Here is a 15,926-nt window from a genome sequence, read left to right on the forward strand (position 1 = left end):
AACTCCGGTATCGCAGGAAGATTGTTATGAAGGCAGGCATCCATCCCGAATATCACATGATCAAGGTGGTCATGACCGATGGCACCGAATACGAAACCCGCTCGACCTGGGGTTCGGAAGGCGCTGTCATGAACCTTGAAATCGATTCCAAGTCGCATCCGGCCTGGACCGGCGGCAGCCAGCAGCTCATGGACCGCGGTGGCCGCGTCTCCAAGTTCAACAAGCGTTTCGGCGGCCTCGGCCTCTAATCGCTTCTGCCCGACGGAATTCGAAGAGAGCCCGGTTTCGCCGGGCTTTTTTGCGTGTGCAGTGGCTTACAGCGCCGCGCGTCTTGCCAGACGCGCAAACGGCGCTGGAACAGTTTGAATTATGCAGTCGGCATGCCGGCGTTCGACGACAACAAAAAACCGGCCGCGCAGGACGCAGCCGGTCTCTATCGAATTCTCGCAGATCCGTTCAGTTGTTGCCGAAGGCGGTCTGCAGCAGGGAAAGCTGAGCCTGGACGCTGTTCTGGTTGTCATGAACGATCACGGCTTCGGATGGGCGGTAGATCTCGCGGTCGAGCAGAGCAATGCGGTTCTGCAAACGCAGTGAGCGCTCGACGAGATCGCGGAAGGATTCCGGCAGGTCGCCCCAGCCGGGTGCTGTGCGGTCGACGTTGAAGCCGTCGAGGCGGACCTTGTTCTTTTCGGCCAGCACTTGGTCACGGGACATTTCGCCATTGTTGACGGCGCGCTGCAACAGCAGCCAGGAGGCCATCTGCATCAGGCGGGTGGTGAGACGCATCGATTCCGCGGCGTAAAGAACCGAGGCCATCCGCGGCAGAACCTTGGAGGCTGCGCGGCCCTGGCCGTCGAGATAGGCGGCGGTCTCTTCGACTAGCGACATGCCTTCCGCATAAAGTGCCTTGAACTGCGAGGATGCAGCGGCGCGGCCCGCAAAACTGATCGTGTTCAATCCAACTTCCGACATCGCAATAGTCCCTGTTGCACGCAGCTACTTTATATTCAGGTAACGCCGACACCGACGGAAAAGTTTCCAGGCCCGGTCTTTATGACTTTAAGATGGTATCATTAGCCCAAATGCGCAAGCCGTTTCTTAAGAAAGGGTTAATCTCCACAGTTTCGTGGAAACGCGCCGGCATAGGAAAAAGAAGAGCCGCAAAAGCGGCTCTCAAGGTAAAACAGGGAGAAAAATCAGACCAATTCACCGCTTGGAAAACTGTCTGAGATCCAGAGAAAATCCGGATGAATATAGTAATACCTTATAAAGCTTAATATTTTATTAACACTGTACCGAAGTAAGACTTGAGTCAGGCTCATTTATCCGCCTATAGCCTTGTTTTTCGGGGTTTACCGGATCACGAGCGGAAGAAGCTTTCCGCCGCCTGCCGCCCGGAAGCCTTGCGCGCGGCTTCGGCTTCGAGACGGGCGATCTCCGTCTTCAACAATTCCACCCGCGCCTTCAACTCGTCCACCGAAAGCATGGAGAGATCGGCGCCGATCTCATGGGCGAGTTTCTTCTGCGGCCGGTCGTCATCGATGAAGCTCATGGTTCGTCCTCCGTTTTGCTGTTCTGTCAAAGCAATTCCGGACGCAAAACCGCTGCGCACTTTTGCTGGAACTGCTCTAACCGAACTTTACAGCAGGATCGCCGCTTTCGGGAGACTTTCCGGTGTCGGCAGCCTTGCCGGCGCCGCGATCGGCAAGCGACATGCTCTGTGGTGTCAGCATCGGCGAGGTGCCGGTCGGGATCGTCGTATAGGCGTCGCGGTCGCTGACGGGGACGGCGGCGCGGATACGGCTCCTGATGATGGCATAAACGGTGATCAGCACGTGAGCGATGGCGGTGACAAGGAAAAGCGCATGCGGGGTGATCATCGACATGACGGGGCCGCCGATCGTCGGGCCGATCACCGTGCCGATGCCGTAGAGCAGCAGCAGGCCGCCAGAGACCTTGACGAAGTCCTCCGACGCCGCGAAATCGTTCGCATGGGCGACGGCGATCGGATAGAGCGTATTGGCCACCGCGCCGTAAAGGACAACGAGCCCGATCAGCAAGCCGGCGGATGTCGGGTGGAGAAAAAAGATCAGCAGGCCGGCAAGGGCGGCGATCCCGGACATGGCGGCGAGCACGTAGCGCCGGTCGATACGGTCGGAAAGCCGGCCGGCCGGCAGCTGCATCATGGCGCCGGCGAAGATGGTGGAGCTCATCATGATGGCGATGCTGGTGTCGGAGAGGCCGGCGCCGGCGCCGAATACAGGAGCGAGCGTGCCGTAGGCACCGTTGGCGATGCCGACGAGCAGGATGCCGAGGCAGGAGACCGGCGAGTTGCGATAGAGGGCCGGCAGATCGAGGCGCACCGCCTTCAACGGCTGCGGCGAAGCGGCCGTCGATAGCGTCGTCGGCAGCATGGCGATGCAATAGAAGATACCGCAGATCATGAACAAGACAGGCGTGCGCACATCCTCGAGCGGGATCATCATCTGGCCGCCGACGACGCCGAGCAATGTGATGCCGATATAGAGCGAGAAGATCGCACCGCGGCTCTCGTTGCTGGCGCGCTCGTTCAGCCAGCTTTCGATGATCATCGAGGTGCCGGCGGTGGAGAAGCCGGTGACGGCGCGCAGGATCACCCACCAGATCGGATCGATGATGATGCCGCTGACCAGCGCGATGATGGCGATGATCGAGATGAAGCCGGAAAAGGCGCGCACATGACCGACGCGGCGCACCAATTTCGGCGCCACCAGGCAGCCGATGACAAAGCCCCCAGCCCATGACGTACCGAGCAGACCAAGCGTCGTCGTGGCATAACCTTCGAGATTGCCGCGCACGGGAAGCAGGATGCCCTGCAGGCCATTGCCCATGAAAAGGAAGAGCGTGCCAAAGAGCAGCGCAGCGACGGACAGCAGATTTCTCTTCATTTCCCCAGACTCGGTCTTAAGCGATTTGCATGGACATAAGGCAGGAGCGGCGTCAGCCCAGCCTCAAGATGATTGATTGTGCCCCGGAATGTCTTTACGGCGTGTCGAGATTCTCTTGTTCGCGCGGAAAAATGTCCGTCCTGTGACATTCCGAAAAACGGAAAAAATAAAGCATGACAAAGCTGATAGCCTTGCTGCTCATCCTTGCCATGGCGATACAGCTGATCAAGCCGCTCGGGCTTCCAGGCCTGAGGCGACGGATGGATTTCTGGAAGATCGCGCTGATCGCTTTTGCCGTCTGGGCATTGGCACTGCTTTCGCGCGACTTCCTGATGTAATCCCTGGTTAGCTGGGGTACGGCACGATCTGCGACCGTCAGTCTTGCAAGCCGATTTCTCCGCGCATGACGGGAACGCAGCTTCCCGAGATGACGACATCGGTGACGATGCCGCCTGATTTCACCACATCGAGGGCGATGATGCTGCGGCGGCCCATTTCGACACCTTGCTCGATGGTGATGCGGACATTCATATCGCGATCGGGCGCAAGCGAGACGAGATAGGCGCCAAGGGCGGCGGAAGCGCTGCCCGTCGCCGGATCCTCGGGCACGTTGTCGAGGGGCGCGAACATGCGGGCGCGGATATGCCAGGGATCATCGGATGTTCTGACATAAAGAAAGAGCGAGAAATCGTGGCCGTTCGTCGCCTGGCGGCCAGCCGCCCCCTGGAAACCGGCAAGGTCCGGACGGGCAGCGGCCAGTGCTTCGAGCCCGTTCAGCTCTGAGACGGCGAAGTTCAACCCGACGGACGCAAAGACCGGGGCATGGGTGGTGCTGACGATGACACTGGGATCGATCGAGACGCAGCGTGCAATGGTTTCTGCGGCAATGGTATCGCCGATCGTCAGCAATTGCGGTGCGCGGATGGCGGTAGCAACAACCTTTCCGCCGCTGCGTTTCAGGCTGACCTCGACGATGCCGGCCTTTTCCTCGAAGCGCAGCGTATCGCCGACCGGCTTGCCGAAGATCTTCGCCTGCTGGCCGAGCACATAGGCGGTGCCGACATTCGGATGGCCGGCGAAGGGTATTTCCATCGTCGGGGTGAAGATGCGCACATGAGCGGAGTTTTGCGGGTCTTCCGGCGGCAGCACGAAGGTGACTTCGGAATAGTTGAACTCGGTGGCGATCTTCTGCATCACCGCATCGCTGAGACCGCGCGCATCGGAAATGACGGCAAGCGGGTTACCCTCGAAACGGGTGGAGGTGAAGACATCGACAGTGATGTAGGAGAGGGTGTTCATTGCGGCTCCCGTTGTGGCAGGCCGCTATGAATAATCACGGTTTTTCAAGGAACGAAGCGGTTTCTTGTCGCCGTGACAATGAGAGGGCAGGAAGCTGTGTTTGCCGCTCCCTGCCCAAATCTCAAGCTTGAAAAATCAGGCTGCCTTTTCCAGGTCTTTCTTCCAGCTGCCCTTGGCGGCGAGGCTGTTCATCTCGGCGCGGTGGGTGAACTCGCGCTGGCCGGCGGCGACGTTTTCCTGTTTGCCGTTCCAGGCCTTGAGCGCGCTGTCCTGCAGGGCGCGGCCGTAGGAGAAGGTAACGAACCAGGGCAGGTCGGCTGTGGCATTGATGGCGGAAAGATGCGCACTCGCCTCTTCGGTCGACTGGCCGCCGGAGAGGAAGGCAATGCCGGGAACCGCTGACGGAACCGTGCGCTTCAGCACCTGCACGGTACGTTCGGCGACTTCCGCGACCGAGGCTTTGCGGGCATTCTTACCGTCGATCACCATGTTCGGCTTCAGGATCATGCCTTCGAGGCTGACGCGGGCATCGGCCAGTTCCTCGAAAACGATGCGCAGCGTGGATTCGGTCACTTCGGCGCAGCGGTCGATAGTGTGGTCGCCCGGCTTGCCGTCCATCAGGCATTCCGGCTCGACGATCGGGACGATCCTGGCCTCCTGGCAGAGTGCGGCATAACGAGCAAGCGCCTGAGCGTTGGCGCGGACGGAACCGCGGGTCGGCAGCGTCGATGAGATGGCGATGACGCCGCGCCATTTGGCGAAGCGGGCACCGGCTTCATAATACCGGGCAAGGCGCTCGCCGAGACCGTCTAGGCCTTCGGTGATGGTTTCGCCAGGATACTTGGCCATCGGCTTGGCGCCGGTATCGACCTTGATGCCGGGAATGGAACCGGCAGCGCGGATGATATCGACGAAAGGCGTGCCGTCCGCGGCCTTTTGGAAGAGCGTCTCTTCGTAAAGGATGACGCCGGAGATATATTTCTTCATCGCCTCGTCGGAGCGGAAGAGCATCTCCCGGTAGTCGCGACGGCTCGTTTCGGTCGATTCGAGATTGATCGTGTCGAAACGCTTCTTGATGGTGGAGGTCGATTCATCAGCTGCGAGCAGTCCCCGGCCGCCCGTAACCATCTGCACTGCAATGTCTTCCAGTCGTTCGCTCATCTCGTTCTCTCCACAGCATTAAACATCGGCGATTAAGAATATAGGACGGCGATAACAGAAGTTTATAGAGAGGAAAATGGAAGGCTAAGTCATTGAAACGATTGAAATCAATTCAATCGTTTGAAAATCTGGGATTTTTTCCGCGCGCTGAGCAAAAGACCGCGGAAAGCGCTTGGCCTCCACGGTCTATCCACATGTAAAACCTGTCAAATCAGGTTTCGCGATTATCTGCCGTTGAGGACGGCGACGCCGGGAAGCTCTTTGCCTTCCATCCATTCGAGGAAGGCGCCGCCGGCGGTCGAGACATAGGTGAAGTCGTCGGCAACGCCGGCATGGTTCAGGGCTGAGACGGTGTCGCCGCCGCCGGCAACCGAGGTGAGCTTGCCGGCGGCGGTGCGCCCCGCGGCGTATTTCGCGGCAGCAACGGTTGCGGCATCGAAAGGTTCGATCTCGAAGGCGCCGAGCGGGCCGTTCCAGACCAGGGTTGCAGCGCGCTCGATCCAGGCGTTGATGGCCTCGACGGATTTTTTGCCGACATCGAGCACCATGGCATCGGCGGGAATAGCGTTGATATCGACCGTCTCGTTGGCAGCACCTGCCTTGAACTCGCGGGCGATCACGCCATCCTCCGGCAGGATGATGGCGCAGCCGGCGGTCGCGGCCTCGATCATGATCTGCTTGGCGGTTTCGGCGAGATCATGTTCGCAGAGCGACTTGCCGACATTGGTGCCGCGGGCGGCGATGAAGGTATTGGCCATGCCGCCGCCGATGACGAGCGCATCGACCTTCTTCACGAGGTTCATCAGGAGGTCGATCTTGGTCGAGACCTTGGCGCCGCCGACGATCGCGACAACAGGACGAGCGGGATCGCCGAGGCCTTTTTCCAGCGCCTCCAACTCGGCCTGCATGGTGCGGCCGGCATAGGCCGGCAGGTGGTGAGCAAGGCCCTCGGTCGAGGCATGGGCGCGGTGGGCGGCGGAAAAGGCGTCGTTGACATAGATATCGCCATTGGCGGCAAGCGCCTTGGTGAAGTCGGCGTCGTTCTTTTCTTCGCCCTTGTGGAAGCGGGTGTTTTCCAGAAGCAGGATATCGCCGTCATTCATCGCGGCGACGGCGGAGGCGGCTGCCTCGCCGATGCAGTCGGAGGCCGTCAGCACGGCATGATCAAGCACTTCCTCGACCGAAGGGGCGATCAGCGACAGCGAGAGATCAGGCGAAGGGCCGTCCTTCGGCCGGCCGAAATGGGCCAGCAGGATCACCTTGGCGCCCTTCTCAGACAGTTCGAGAATCGTCGGCGCCACACGCTCGATGCGGGTCGTATCGGTGACCTTGCCGTCCTTGACCGGAACATTGAGGTCGACGCGGACGAGAACGCGCTTGCCGCGGATGTCAGTGAGATCGTCAAGGGTCTTGAAAGAAGGCATGGGCAGATCCAGTCTTGGTTGGCGGAAGTTGCGCCGACCATAGCAAGGATCATTCGAGACGCAAGGCGTTCAACGGCCGTTTTCGCGTGTGCCTTCGTCGCCTCTGGCGGCCGCTTTCGGCGCGCTTTCGGCGGCCTTGGTTTCGCGGTTCCGGCGCCCGTTCAGCCGGTCGCGGATGCGCTGGATGATGTCCTTGAGATTGATGAAGATTGGCAGCGTGATCGCCGGCTCCACAGCTTCGAGCGACATGCCGACGGAGGTGATGTGGTCGTGCTCGTCGAGATCGCGGACGATGAGGATGATCGAGCCGAGGCGGACGCGGTCGGCATAGTCGGCCTTGCCGCCCAGGCGCTGCCGCATCAATTCGGCGATCGTCAGGCCCTTTTCGGATTCATTGAGCAGGCCGGGTCCATAGGCGGCGTCGAGATCGGCGGCGGGGCGGGCGGGGGAGAGTGCGAAGGCTCCGAAGAATTCGGCGTCGTCTTCATCGACAGGCGCACGGCTGGCGAAGAGCCGGTCGAGCAGGCGGGAATAGCTCGGCACGATGAAGAGATAGACGAGATCGTTCTCGCGCAGCCGCCCGGCATATTGATAACGCATCGACTTGCCGTCGCGGATGACGAGCGAGGGTGTCGCCCAGCGCGGAATACGCTCGCCCCGCAGCACCGGACTATCCTTGATGACGCGGTAGGAGAGCAGTTCGTGGTTGGCAGCACCCGGCAGGTCGACCTCGACCTTGTCGACGGCGCCGATGCGCGGCGGAATGATCAGGCCGAGCTTCTTGGCGACGGGCTTGATCGTCCAGCCCTGCAGGAGCAGCGAGACCAGTACGATGATGAAGGCGGTATTGAAATAGATCTGGCCGTTTTCCAGCCCGCCGAGGATCGGCATGATGGCGAGCAGGATGGAGACGGCGCCGCGCAAACCGACCCAGGCGACGAAGCCGATTTCCTGCTGCGTGTAATCGAAGGGAAGCAGCGACAGCCAGACCGCCAATGGCCGGGCGACGAAGATCAGGAAGAGGGCGAGCAGGATGGCCGGCACGATGATGACCGGAAATTGCGATGGCGTGGCGAGCAGGCCGAGCACCAGGAACATGATGATCTGCGCCAGCCACGTCATGCCGTCCTGGAAGCGCTTGATGGTGCCGATCGCCTGCATCTTGCGGTTTCCGGCGTAGATGCCGGCGACATAGACGGCGAGGAAGCCGCTGCCGCCGACCGCGCCGGTGAAGGAGAAGACGAGAAGGGCGAGCGCCAGCACGAAGATCGGCGTCAGGCCGCGATCGGTATCGAGCTTGCTGACGATCAGCACGATCATCATGCCGCCGAGCAGGCCGAGGATGACGCCGAGGCCCATCTGCTGCACGAACATGGCAAGCATGCCGATATTGATGCCGGCGTAACGCTCGCCGCTCGCCAGCACCTCGACGAGGGCGATGGTGAGGAAAATCGCCATCGGGTCGTTGGTGCCGGATTCGACTTCCAGCGTCGAGCGCACCTTGTCACGGATGTTGATGCCGCCGATGCGCAGCAGGAAGAAGACGGCGGCGGCATCCGTCGACGCGACAATCGAGCCGAGCAGCAGACCTTCGAGCCAGGTGAAGTTCAAAAGCCACATGGCGGCAACGGCAAAGAGCGAGGCGGTGATCAGCACGCCGACCGAGGCGAGCGCCAGAGAGGGCACGGCTGCCAGCCGGAAGGCCTGCATCGGGGTGCCGAAGCCGGAATCGAACAGGATGACGGCCAGCGCGATGGAGCCGAGAATATAGGCGAGATAATTGTTGCTGAACTCGATGCCGAGGCCGTCAACGCCGGCGGCAAGGCCGATCATCAGGAAGAGCAGCAGCAGGGGGGCGCCGAAGCGGAAGGCGAGCAAGCTCGAAAAAGCGGCAAGAAGCACGAGCGCCGTCGAGACCAGCACCACGATATAGAACGCTTCCATGCCCACCCCTTTCCATCGACTGCTTCGCGAATACGGCCACCCCGGACCGATCCGTCCCGTTTCAACCCCTCCACACGCGCGGCGATCCATCAGTAAACGGCAAAACGCCAGAGAAGGGTAGGCCTTGCGGCTTAACCTCGTCGCGATGCTGCATCATGCTGCTGAACGGTTGCCGGACGGCCAACCGATACGGAATGCTACGGGAGAAACTCTCTATAAAGAATGTATAGGAAAATCAGGCGAGAGCAGGGCAAAAGAGCCGGGCACGGATTTTTCCTGCCGGCATCTGCGAATGGCAACAGGATAAGACACGCTCCCTCCTTTCACGCGGCCCGTTTGCGCTGTCCAATGACGGGAAGAATGGATTGCAGGCGCGAATGCGGAGAGCGGGGAAATTGAACGCGGAGATTTTTCGATATCGGGTGGAAATGCCGGCCGCCCAGCGAGAGCAGCCGGCTGTCGTTTCGTGCCAGAAGCGCCGGCTCTTGCTCTGCTATCCCAACGTTGCCTGAAGTATGACGATGGCGAGAAACGAGAGGCCAATGAACGCGGCAACCCAGATGACCAGACGATTGGCCTTTGCCAGCACGGCAGGCCTGACGTCCCGCTTGGGGTGAAACCGCTGCCGCCGTTTGAGGCTGGTGTGGGACAAGCGTTTTTGTGCTTCTGCCATTGATCACCTCCACTTGGCTCATTCTAGCCATTGTGCAGCGCTACGCATTTCCTCAATCTAGCACGCCAAGCCAGCGGATTGCCAACTCGCTCAGTCTTCTGTGTCCTCGCCCTCGTCGGTCAGATCCTCGACCGGGACCAGGAATACGACGAACTCGTCCTCGATCGTCCGTTCAGGATCGTCGTCGAATTCATAGGCGTGCTCGACCTCGCTTGCTTCCTCGGCTGTCGCCTTGCGCAAGCTCAGGGCCGCTTTGCGGTCCCAAAGAGGCTTGCCTTCGGATTCCAGGATGGTCAGGTCGTCGCGAAAGTCTTCCGCCTCGAAGAAATGCGTCGCTTCCTCACTGTTTTCCGAGCGGAAACTGGCAACGGCACGGCCGGCGATTTCAACGGTAAAGTAATCCATTCATCTCTCTTTATCTCCCCGAGACGACGATGCGGCTGCAGGGGTTATGGATGACGCCGTGTCGGCTTGGGAACCGAGCCGGTACTGACGGCCTGTGCATATCGAATGCCCAAGGCCGCCCATCCTACCAGATCCGGTGCTGGAAATGGGAAATGATGCGGCGTGAGCGTGTATAGCAAAAAACGGCCCGGTTTCCCGGGCCGCTTACAATAGTCAATCGTCAGGCTCTTAGATGAGCTTGGCGAAGGCGACTGCTGTGTCGGACATGCGGCTGGAGAAGCCCCACTCATTGTCGTACCAGGACAGGACGCGCACGAAGTTGCCTTCCATGACCTTGGTCTGATCGGTTGCGAAGATCGAGGAGTGGCTGTCGTGGTTGAAGTCACGGGAGACGAGCGGCTCGTCGGTGTAGCCGAGGATGCCCTTCAGCTTGCCGTCTGCAGCAGCCTTGATGGCTTCGTTGATTTCGCCGACGCTGGTCGCCTTCTTGGCGACGAACTTGAAGTCGACGACGGAAACGTTCGGGGTCGGAACGCGGATCGAAGTGCCGTCGAGCTTGCCCTTCAGATGCGGCAGAACGAGGCCGACGGCCTTGGCTGCACCCGTCGAGGTCGGGATCATGGAAAGGGCGGCCGCGCGGGCGCGATACAGGTCCTTGTGCATCGTGTCGAGCGTCGGCTGGTCGCCGGTGTAGGAGTGGATGGTGGTCATGAAGCCGTGGTCGATGCCGACGGCGTCGTCGAGAACCTTCACGACCGGCACCAGGCAGTTGGTGGTGCATGACGCGTTGGAGATGACCAGGTGCTCCTTGGTGAGCTGGTCATGGTTGACGCCGAAGACGACCGTCAGGTCGGCGCCATCGGCAGGAGCCGAGACGATGACGCGCTTGGCGCCGGCCGTCAGATGAGCGGCGGCCTTGTCGCGGGCGGTGAAGATGCCGGTGCATTCCATCGCGATGTCGACGCCGAGTTCGCGGTGCGGGAGCGTTGCCGGATCCTTGATCGCCGTGACCTTGATCGGCTTGCCGTTGCCGACGATGATCGTGTCACCCTCGACCTTCACCGTCGCCGGGAAGCGGCCGTGGATCGAGTCGTAGCGCAGCAGGTGGGCGTTGGTTTCGACCGGGCCGAGATCGTTGATGGCAACGACTTCGATGTCGGTGCGGCCGGATTCGATGATGGCGCGAAGGACGTTACGGCCGATGCGGCCGAAACCGTTGATGGCAACCTTGACTGTCATGTGCATTCACTCCCGATAGAGTAGGGCCCGATAAGGCAGGGCCTGGAATTGAGGAGATGGAGAGCGCCTCAAGGCGCCCTCATTAAAGCTTTGCTTCGGTGGCCGCAACGACGGCGTCGGCGGTGATGCCGAAATGCTTGTAGACGTCCTTCACCGGGCCGGAAGCGCCGAAGCTCTTCATACCGATGAAAGTGCCTTCCGGTCCGATGAACGCATCCCAGCCTTCGCGAACCGCGGCTTCAACAGCGATCTTGACCGGCGAATTGCCGAGGACTTCCTTGCGGTAGGCGTCCGGCTGCTCGAAGAACAGTTCCGTGCAGGGAACCGATACGACACGGACGGTCACGCCCTTGGCTTCAAGCGCCGTACGAGCAGCAACGGCGATTTCGACTTCCGAGCCGGAGGCGAAGATCGTCACCTTGGCGTCGGCATTGCCGGCCAGCGTATAGGCGCCCTGTTCGCAGAGGTTCTTTTCGCTGTATTCGGTACGGGCGGCGAGCAGGTTCTGGCGCGTCAGAGCAAGGCCCGAAGGACGGTTGTGCGTCTTGATGGCGATCTGCCAGCATTCCGCTGTTTCCGTGGCGTCGGCAGGCCGGAAGACCATCAGATTCGGGATGGCGCGCAGACCGGCGAGTTGTTCGACCGGCTGATGCGTCGGGCCGTCTTCGCCGACGCCGATCGAGTCATGCGTCAGGACGTGAATGACGCGAATGCCCATCAGCGCCGCCAGGCGGATCGGCGGGCGGCAATAATCCGAGAAGATCAGAAAGCCGCCGCTATAGGGAATAAGACCGCCATGCAGCGCAATGCCGTTCATGGCAGAGGCCATGCCGTGCTCGCGGATGCCCCAATGCACGTAACGGCCGGCGAAATCCGTCGGTGTGATCGAGTGCATCTGGCTGGTCTTGGTGTTGTTCGAGGGTGTCAGGTCGGCGGAGCCGCCGAGCGTTTCCGGCAGGAAGCCGTTGATGACCTCGAGTGCATCTTCCGAAGCCTTGCGGGTCGCAACCGTCGGCTTGGTTTCGGCGACCTTCTTCTTGTATGCGCTGATCGCGGCGTCGAAGCCTTCCGGCAGTTCGCCTGCCATGCGGCGCGTGAACTCGGCCTTGGCGGCGGCGTTGGCGAGAGTTTCCTCCCAGGCCTTGACGATATTGTCAGAGCGAGTGCCAGCTGCGCGCCATGCGTCGAGGACGTCGGAGGGGATGACGAAGGGCTCGTAATCCCAGTTCAGCGCCTTGCGGGTGGCGGCGATTTCCTCGGCACCGAGCGGGTTGCCGTGTACCTTGTGGGTGCCCTGCTTGTTTGGGGCGCCAAAGCCGATGATCGTCTTGCAGGCGATGAAGGTCGGGCGGTCGGACTTGTGGGCGGCTTCGATCGCCTCGGCGATGGCGGCCTGATCGTGACCGTCGATCTCGATGGTGTTCCAGTGAACGGCCTTGAAGCGAGCGATCTGGTCGGTGGAGTCCGACAGCGAAACGGCACCGTCGATGGTGATCGAATTGTTGTCCCAGAAGAGGATCAGCTTGTTCAGCTTCAAGTGGCCGGCAAGCGCGATCGCCTCATGGCTTATGCCTTCCATCAGGCAGCCGTCGCCATTGATGACATAAGTGTAGTGGTCCTGCAGGTCGGAGCCGAACTCCTCGCGCAGCTTGCGCTCGGCAATCGCCATGCCGACGGCATTGGCAATGCCCTGACCGAGCGGGCCGGTCGTCGTTTCGATGCCGGTCGCGTGACCATATTCCGGATGGCCGGCGGTCTTCGAACCGATCTGACGGAACTGCTTCAGATCTTCGACCGTCATGTCGGGATAGCCGGTCAGATACAGCAGCGAATAGAGCAGCATCGAGCCATGGCCGGCCGACAGCACGAAGCGATCGCGGTTCGGCCAGTGCGGCTTCTTTGGATCGAAGCGCAGATATTTGGTGAACAGGACCGTTGCCACGTCAGCCATGCCCATCGGCATGCCCGGGTGGCCGGAGTTCGCCTTTTCGACGGCGTCCATGGCGAGAAAACGGATCGCATTCGCCATCCGGTCGTGTTGTTCGGGAGAGGTCATGGCTTTTCCGCAAGTTCCGGGTGTCGGGGGATGGCCTCGAGCCTCCAAGACCATCGTGTGAAAGCGGCAGAGACATAGCAGTTGGAACGGGCAAGTCAATAAATGGCAGGCTAAATCCGGGCGGACAGCGGCGATTTTTGACATTTGATCGCGCGATTATACAAATGACGAATCTGCTGCGGCGAGCACGTGTAAAGTGCTCATCCACAGGATAGGCCGGTGGGCAAGTGACAGGATTTATTGACGGGCCGTTTGCGAGCGGCATATCCTTTTGAAATCACAGGATCGGCGCGGCGTGCCGATTCGCGGATTCTGTGCGGGAATCGGAAAGACATGATGCCCACAGGCAAAACCATGGAAGCAGCGCTCAACGAATTGAGACAGGCGATTTCGAGCCTCGAAAACGCCGTCGACATGCGCGTCGAGCGGCAGCGCGAGCAGGGTGAGATCGAGGGCGAGGTACGACGCGTGCACGCCGACCGCTCCCGGCTGGCGCAGGAGCTCGATCAGGCCGAATTCCGCGCCAACCGGCTGGAAGAGGTCAATCGCGAGGTATCCCGGCGGCTGGTGACGGCCATGGAAACGATCCGCGCGGTTCTGGATCGCTAGAACAGGATGATTTTGGGCTGTGGCCCAAAATCTGAATCCTGTTCTAATTTAAAAAGTTAGAGCATGATGTCGTCCGAAAACCGCTCACACTTTTCGGCATCATGCTCTTATAGAAAGAGTTTGGCATGGCGCAGGTGACGGTAACGATCGACGGCAAGGCCTATCGCATGGCCTGCGAGGAGGGGCAGGAGGAGCACCTGTCCGATCTCGCCACCCGTTTTGACGGCTATGTCGGCCACCTCAAGGGACAGTTCGGTGAAATCGGCGATCTGAGGATCACGGTCATGGCCGGCATCATGGTCATGGACGAGATTGCCGAGCTGACGCGCCGCGTCGCCGGGCTGGAATCCGAACTCGAGTCGCTGCGCGGCAACCGCGACACGGTGCTTGCGGCCACCGCGCGCACCGAAGAAAACCTTGCGGCAGCACTCAGTGAGGTTTCGAGCCGCATCCGCGGCATCACCGACAAGCTGAACGGCCGCTCCGCCCCGGACCTGAACTGATCTCAATTAAATCAGGACGGTCTGCCACCGCCACTGGCGCGGCAGCGCAAACGTCCTTATATATCGCGATGCGGTCTGCGCCTCTCGACAGGAACCACAATCCCTGGGGCCATACTCGATCCAAAGGGAGCTGTCCCTGGCCAGGCCCGTGGGCCTGGACACACGGCGCCCACCTACGTTTGTAGGCACCCAGGATCGTAAACATCCATCGGTGGTCGTGGATCGCACCTTTCCCTTTCATCGTCGGCAGGGACGTCGCATCCGGCGGGCGAACGCCGACCAGGCCCTTGTTGACGAAGGTGAGGCCGCCGACGACAGCGGAATTTTCGGCCATTGCGACGGTCGGAATGGCGGCGGATGCCGCGAGAGCCACGGCAAACAGCCGCGATGCTATGGTCTGACATTCTTCATAGAGATACCCTCTCGGTCAAAAGCGCTCTCAAAACGGGCTCAGCCCGCAGGCTGGACACTGCTTCAAATGACACCCCCGCCTTGGATTCGATTTCCCGATGGCAGAACACGCCTTGGATTTCGTCGCCCCATATCCCCGTCAGACGGTCTATGACGGGATCATAATATCTGGATGACGCTTTTCGGCGAAAAGGCCATGCCGCGAGGATGCCGGGCTTTCGCCTATCCGTATTCCAGATCGTTGTTCTATCGGACCGGATAAGGCCCTTCGACAAAGGCCTGGTCATGGTAGCCTTTCGAGCCGACATCCAGCGCCAAAGGGCTTCGCCATTCCCTATTCTCGCGTAGGCAATCCAACACGAAACGGAAATCATATCGCGGCTGCCAGCCGAGTTCCCGCCTTGCGCGCGCGTTGACATAGACACGGTCGAGCGCCGGAAACATCTTCCAGCCGCGTGATGCATAGAGGGCGCTCGCACCCGGAAACAGGCGTTCGACGACATCAGGCGCATCGCGTCTGATCTCGGCGAGATCGCCTGATGAAAACGGCGTTGTGGCGGAGATGATGTAGCGGCCGAAGCCGATGGCCGGAGCTTTTTCGAGCGCCAGTAGATGGGCGCCGGCCACATCGCTGATATCGACGCGGCGATGAAGAAGCTCGTTGGCCTGGGCATTCTCCGGCGAATAGCCGTTGCGAATATCAGGATCGTCGTCGTTTTCGGGAAAGAAACGCGATGTCCTGAGAATGACAACCGGCAGGCCGGATTTGCGGGCGAAGAGTTCGCACACGCCTTCGGCGGCGAGTTTGGTGACTCCGTAGATGTTTTTTGCGACCGGAAGCACGTCCTCCGTCACCCATGCCGCCGGTTCGCCGGCAGCCGGCGTCAATGCCGCGCCGAATGTGCTGGTGGTGCTGGTGAAGACGAAGCTTGCGACGTCTGCGGCGACGGCTTCTTCGAGCAGGTTCAGCGTCCCGGCGATATTGATGTCGAGGAAATCGCGATTGTCGTGGGTCGCCACATGCGGCTTGTGCAATGTTGCGGCATGGATGACTTGGCTGATACCAGACATTACCTGCCGGACGAAGGCGCGATCACCGATCGAGCCGACCCTATCGGTGAAAGCCGAGGGCTTGATATCTATGCCGCGCACCCAGCGGCTTTGCGCCCTCAAAGTGCGCATCAGCGCCTCGCCGAGATGGCCGGCACTTCCCGTCACCAGTATCGTCATCACATCGTCTCCTGAGCGTTTCGGCGGCCGACGCTATAAAGACCG

16 protein-coding genes and 1 other RNA gene are annotated in these 15,926 nt (G+C 60.6%); 5 read left to right on the forward strand and 12 right to left on the reverse strand.

Going from position 1 to position 15,926, the window contains the following annotated elements; genetic code table 11:
* Positions 1-26 precede the first annotated feature (26 nt).
* On the forward strand, positions 27-248 hold the full coding sequence (rpmE, locus tag EEQ99_RS16440; RefSeq protein WP_028755512.1) for a 50S ribosomal protein L31: 222 nt from the start codon (positions 27-29) through the stop codon (positions 246-248).
* 208 nt (positions 249-456) lie between these two features.
* Here the strand turns inward: rpmE and rcdA are convergent, their stop codons facing one another.
* From rcdA to EEQ99_RS16455, 3 genes are all read right to left on the reverse strand, one after another.
* Positions 457-972: a protease adaptor protein RcdA gene (gene rcdA / locus EEQ99_RS16445; protein WP_028755513.1), complete on the reverse strand. Its 516-nt coding sequence runs from the start codon at positions 970-972 to the stop codon at positions 457-459.
* Positions 973-1,360: 388 nt separating this feature from the next.
* Entirely contained in the window at positions 1,361-1,552 is a 192-nt protein-coding gene (locus EEQ99_RS16450; protein WP_028755514.1) for a DUF1192 domain-containing protein, read from the reverse strand.
* Between the two features lie 76 nt (positions 1,553-1,628).
* Positions 1,629-2,927, reverse strand: a complete 1,299-nt coding sequence (locus EEQ99_RS16455; protein ID WP_063475342.1) for an MFS transporter — start codon at positions 2,925-2,927, stop codon at positions 1,629-1,631.
* Positions 2,928-3,100: 173 nt separating this feature from the next.
* Between EEQ99_RS16455 and EEQ99_RS34635 the strand changes: the two genes are divergently transcribed.
* Positions 3,101-3,265, forward strand: a complete 165-nt coding sequence (locus EEQ99_RS34635; protein WP_088930352.1) for a hypothetical protein — start codon at positions 3,101-3,103, stop codon at positions 3,263-3,265.
* Between the two features lie 37 nt (positions 3,266-3,302).
* On the opposite strand, the gene EEQ99_RS16460 is transcribed toward EEQ99_RS34635, so the two are convergent.
* The 8 genes from EEQ99_RS16460 to tkt form a co-directional block, all read right to left on the reverse strand.
* Positions 3,303-4,226: a PhzF family phenazine biosynthesis protein gene (locus EEQ99_RS16460; RefSeq protein WP_063475343.1), complete on the reverse strand. Its 924-nt coding sequence runs from the start codon at positions 4,224-4,226 to the stop codon at positions 3,303-3,305.
* Positions 4,227-4,361: 135 nt separating this feature from the next.
* Positions 4,362-5,387, reverse strand: a complete 1,026-nt coding sequence (locus EEQ99_RS16465; RefSeq protein ID WP_028755517.1) for a class I fructose-bisphosphate aldolase — start codon at positions 5,385-5,387, stop codon at positions 4,362-4,364.
* Between the two features lie 224 nt (positions 5,388-5,611).
* Positions 5,612-6,811, reverse strand: coding sequence for a phosphoglycerate kinase (locus tag EEQ99_RS16470; RefSeq protein WP_028755518.1), 1,200 nt, complete (start codon positions 6,809-6,811; stop codon positions 5,612-5,614).
* Positions 6,812-6,880: 69 nt separating this feature from the next.
* The gene (locus EEQ99_RS16475) at positions 6,881-8,755 is read right to left on the reverse strand and encodes a potassium/proton antiporter (RefSeq protein WP_047616477.1); all 1,875 of its coding nucleotides are present in this window, start codon (positions 8,753-8,755) and stop codon (positions 6,881-6,883) included.
* 493 nt (positions 8,756-9,248) lie between these two features.
* Positions 9,249-9,428: a hypothetical protein gene (locus EEQ99_RS16480; protein WP_028755520.1), complete on the reverse strand. Its 180-nt coding sequence runs from the start codon at positions 9,426-9,428 to the stop codon at positions 9,249-9,251.
* Positions 9,429-9,518: 90 nt separating this feature from the next.
* The gene (locus EEQ99_RS16485) at positions 9,519-9,833 is read right to left on the reverse strand and encodes a hypothetical protein (protein WP_127430754.1); all 315 of its coding nucleotides are present in this window, start codon (positions 9,831-9,833) and stop codon (positions 9,519-9,521) included.
* A gap of 228 nt (positions 9,834-10,061) precedes the next feature.
* On the reverse strand, positions 10,062-11,072 hold the full coding sequence (gene gap / locus EEQ99_RS16490) for a type I glyceraldehyde-3-phosphate dehydrogenase (protein ID WP_127430755.1): 1,011 nt from the start codon (positions 11,070-11,072) through the stop codon (positions 10,062-10,064).
* Between the two features lie 82 nt (positions 11,073-11,154).
* Positions 11,155-13,128 carry a transketolase gene (tkt, locus tag EEQ99_RS16495; RefSeq protein ID WP_127430756.1) on the reverse strand — a complete coding sequence of 658 codons (1,974 nt, stop codon included), beginning with the start codon at positions 13,126-13,128 and terminating at the stop codon, positions 11,155-11,157.
* A gap of 333 nt (positions 13,129-13,461) precedes the next feature.
* Here tkt and EEQ99_RS16500 point away from each other — a divergent pair, with 333 nt between their 5' ends.
* The 3 genes from EEQ99_RS16500 to ssrS all read left to right on the forward strand — a co-directional run bounded on the left by EEQ99_RS16500 (position 13,462) and on the right by ssrS (position 14,468).
* Positions 13,462-13,737: a DUF4164 domain-containing protein gene (locus tag EEQ99_RS16500; protein WP_012758879.1), complete on the forward strand. Its 276-nt coding sequence runs from the start codon at positions 13,462-13,464 to the stop codon at positions 13,735-13,737.
* A 125-nt stretch (positions 13,738-13,862) separates the two neighbouring features.
* Positions 13,863-14,240 (forward strand): cell division protein ZapA, encoded by a 378-nt coding sequence (locus EEQ99_RS16505; RefSeq protein ID WP_028755524.1) that lies wholly within the window; start codon positions 13,863-13,865, stop codon positions 14,238-14,240.
* 69 nt (positions 14,241-14,309) lie between these two features.
* A non-coding RNA gene (gene ssrS / locus EEQ99_RS16510) (6S RNA) lies at positions 14,310-14,468 on the forward strand.
* Between the two features lie 429 nt (positions 14,469-14,897).
* Here ssrS and EEQ99_RS16515 read toward each other — a convergent pair.
* Entirely contained in the window at positions 14,898-15,881 is a 984-nt protein-coding gene (locus tag EEQ99_RS16515; RefSeq protein WP_127430757.1) for an NAD-dependent epimerase/dehydratase family protein, read from the reverse strand.
* Between the last annotated feature and the right edge of the window lie 45 nt (positions 15,882-15,926).

Origin of the sequence: Rhizobium anhuiense, from assembly GCF_003985145.1 — a bacterium.
GTDB lineage: Bacteria > Pseudomonadota > Alphaproteobacteria > Rhizobiales > Rhizobiaceae > Rhizobium > Rhizobium anhuiense.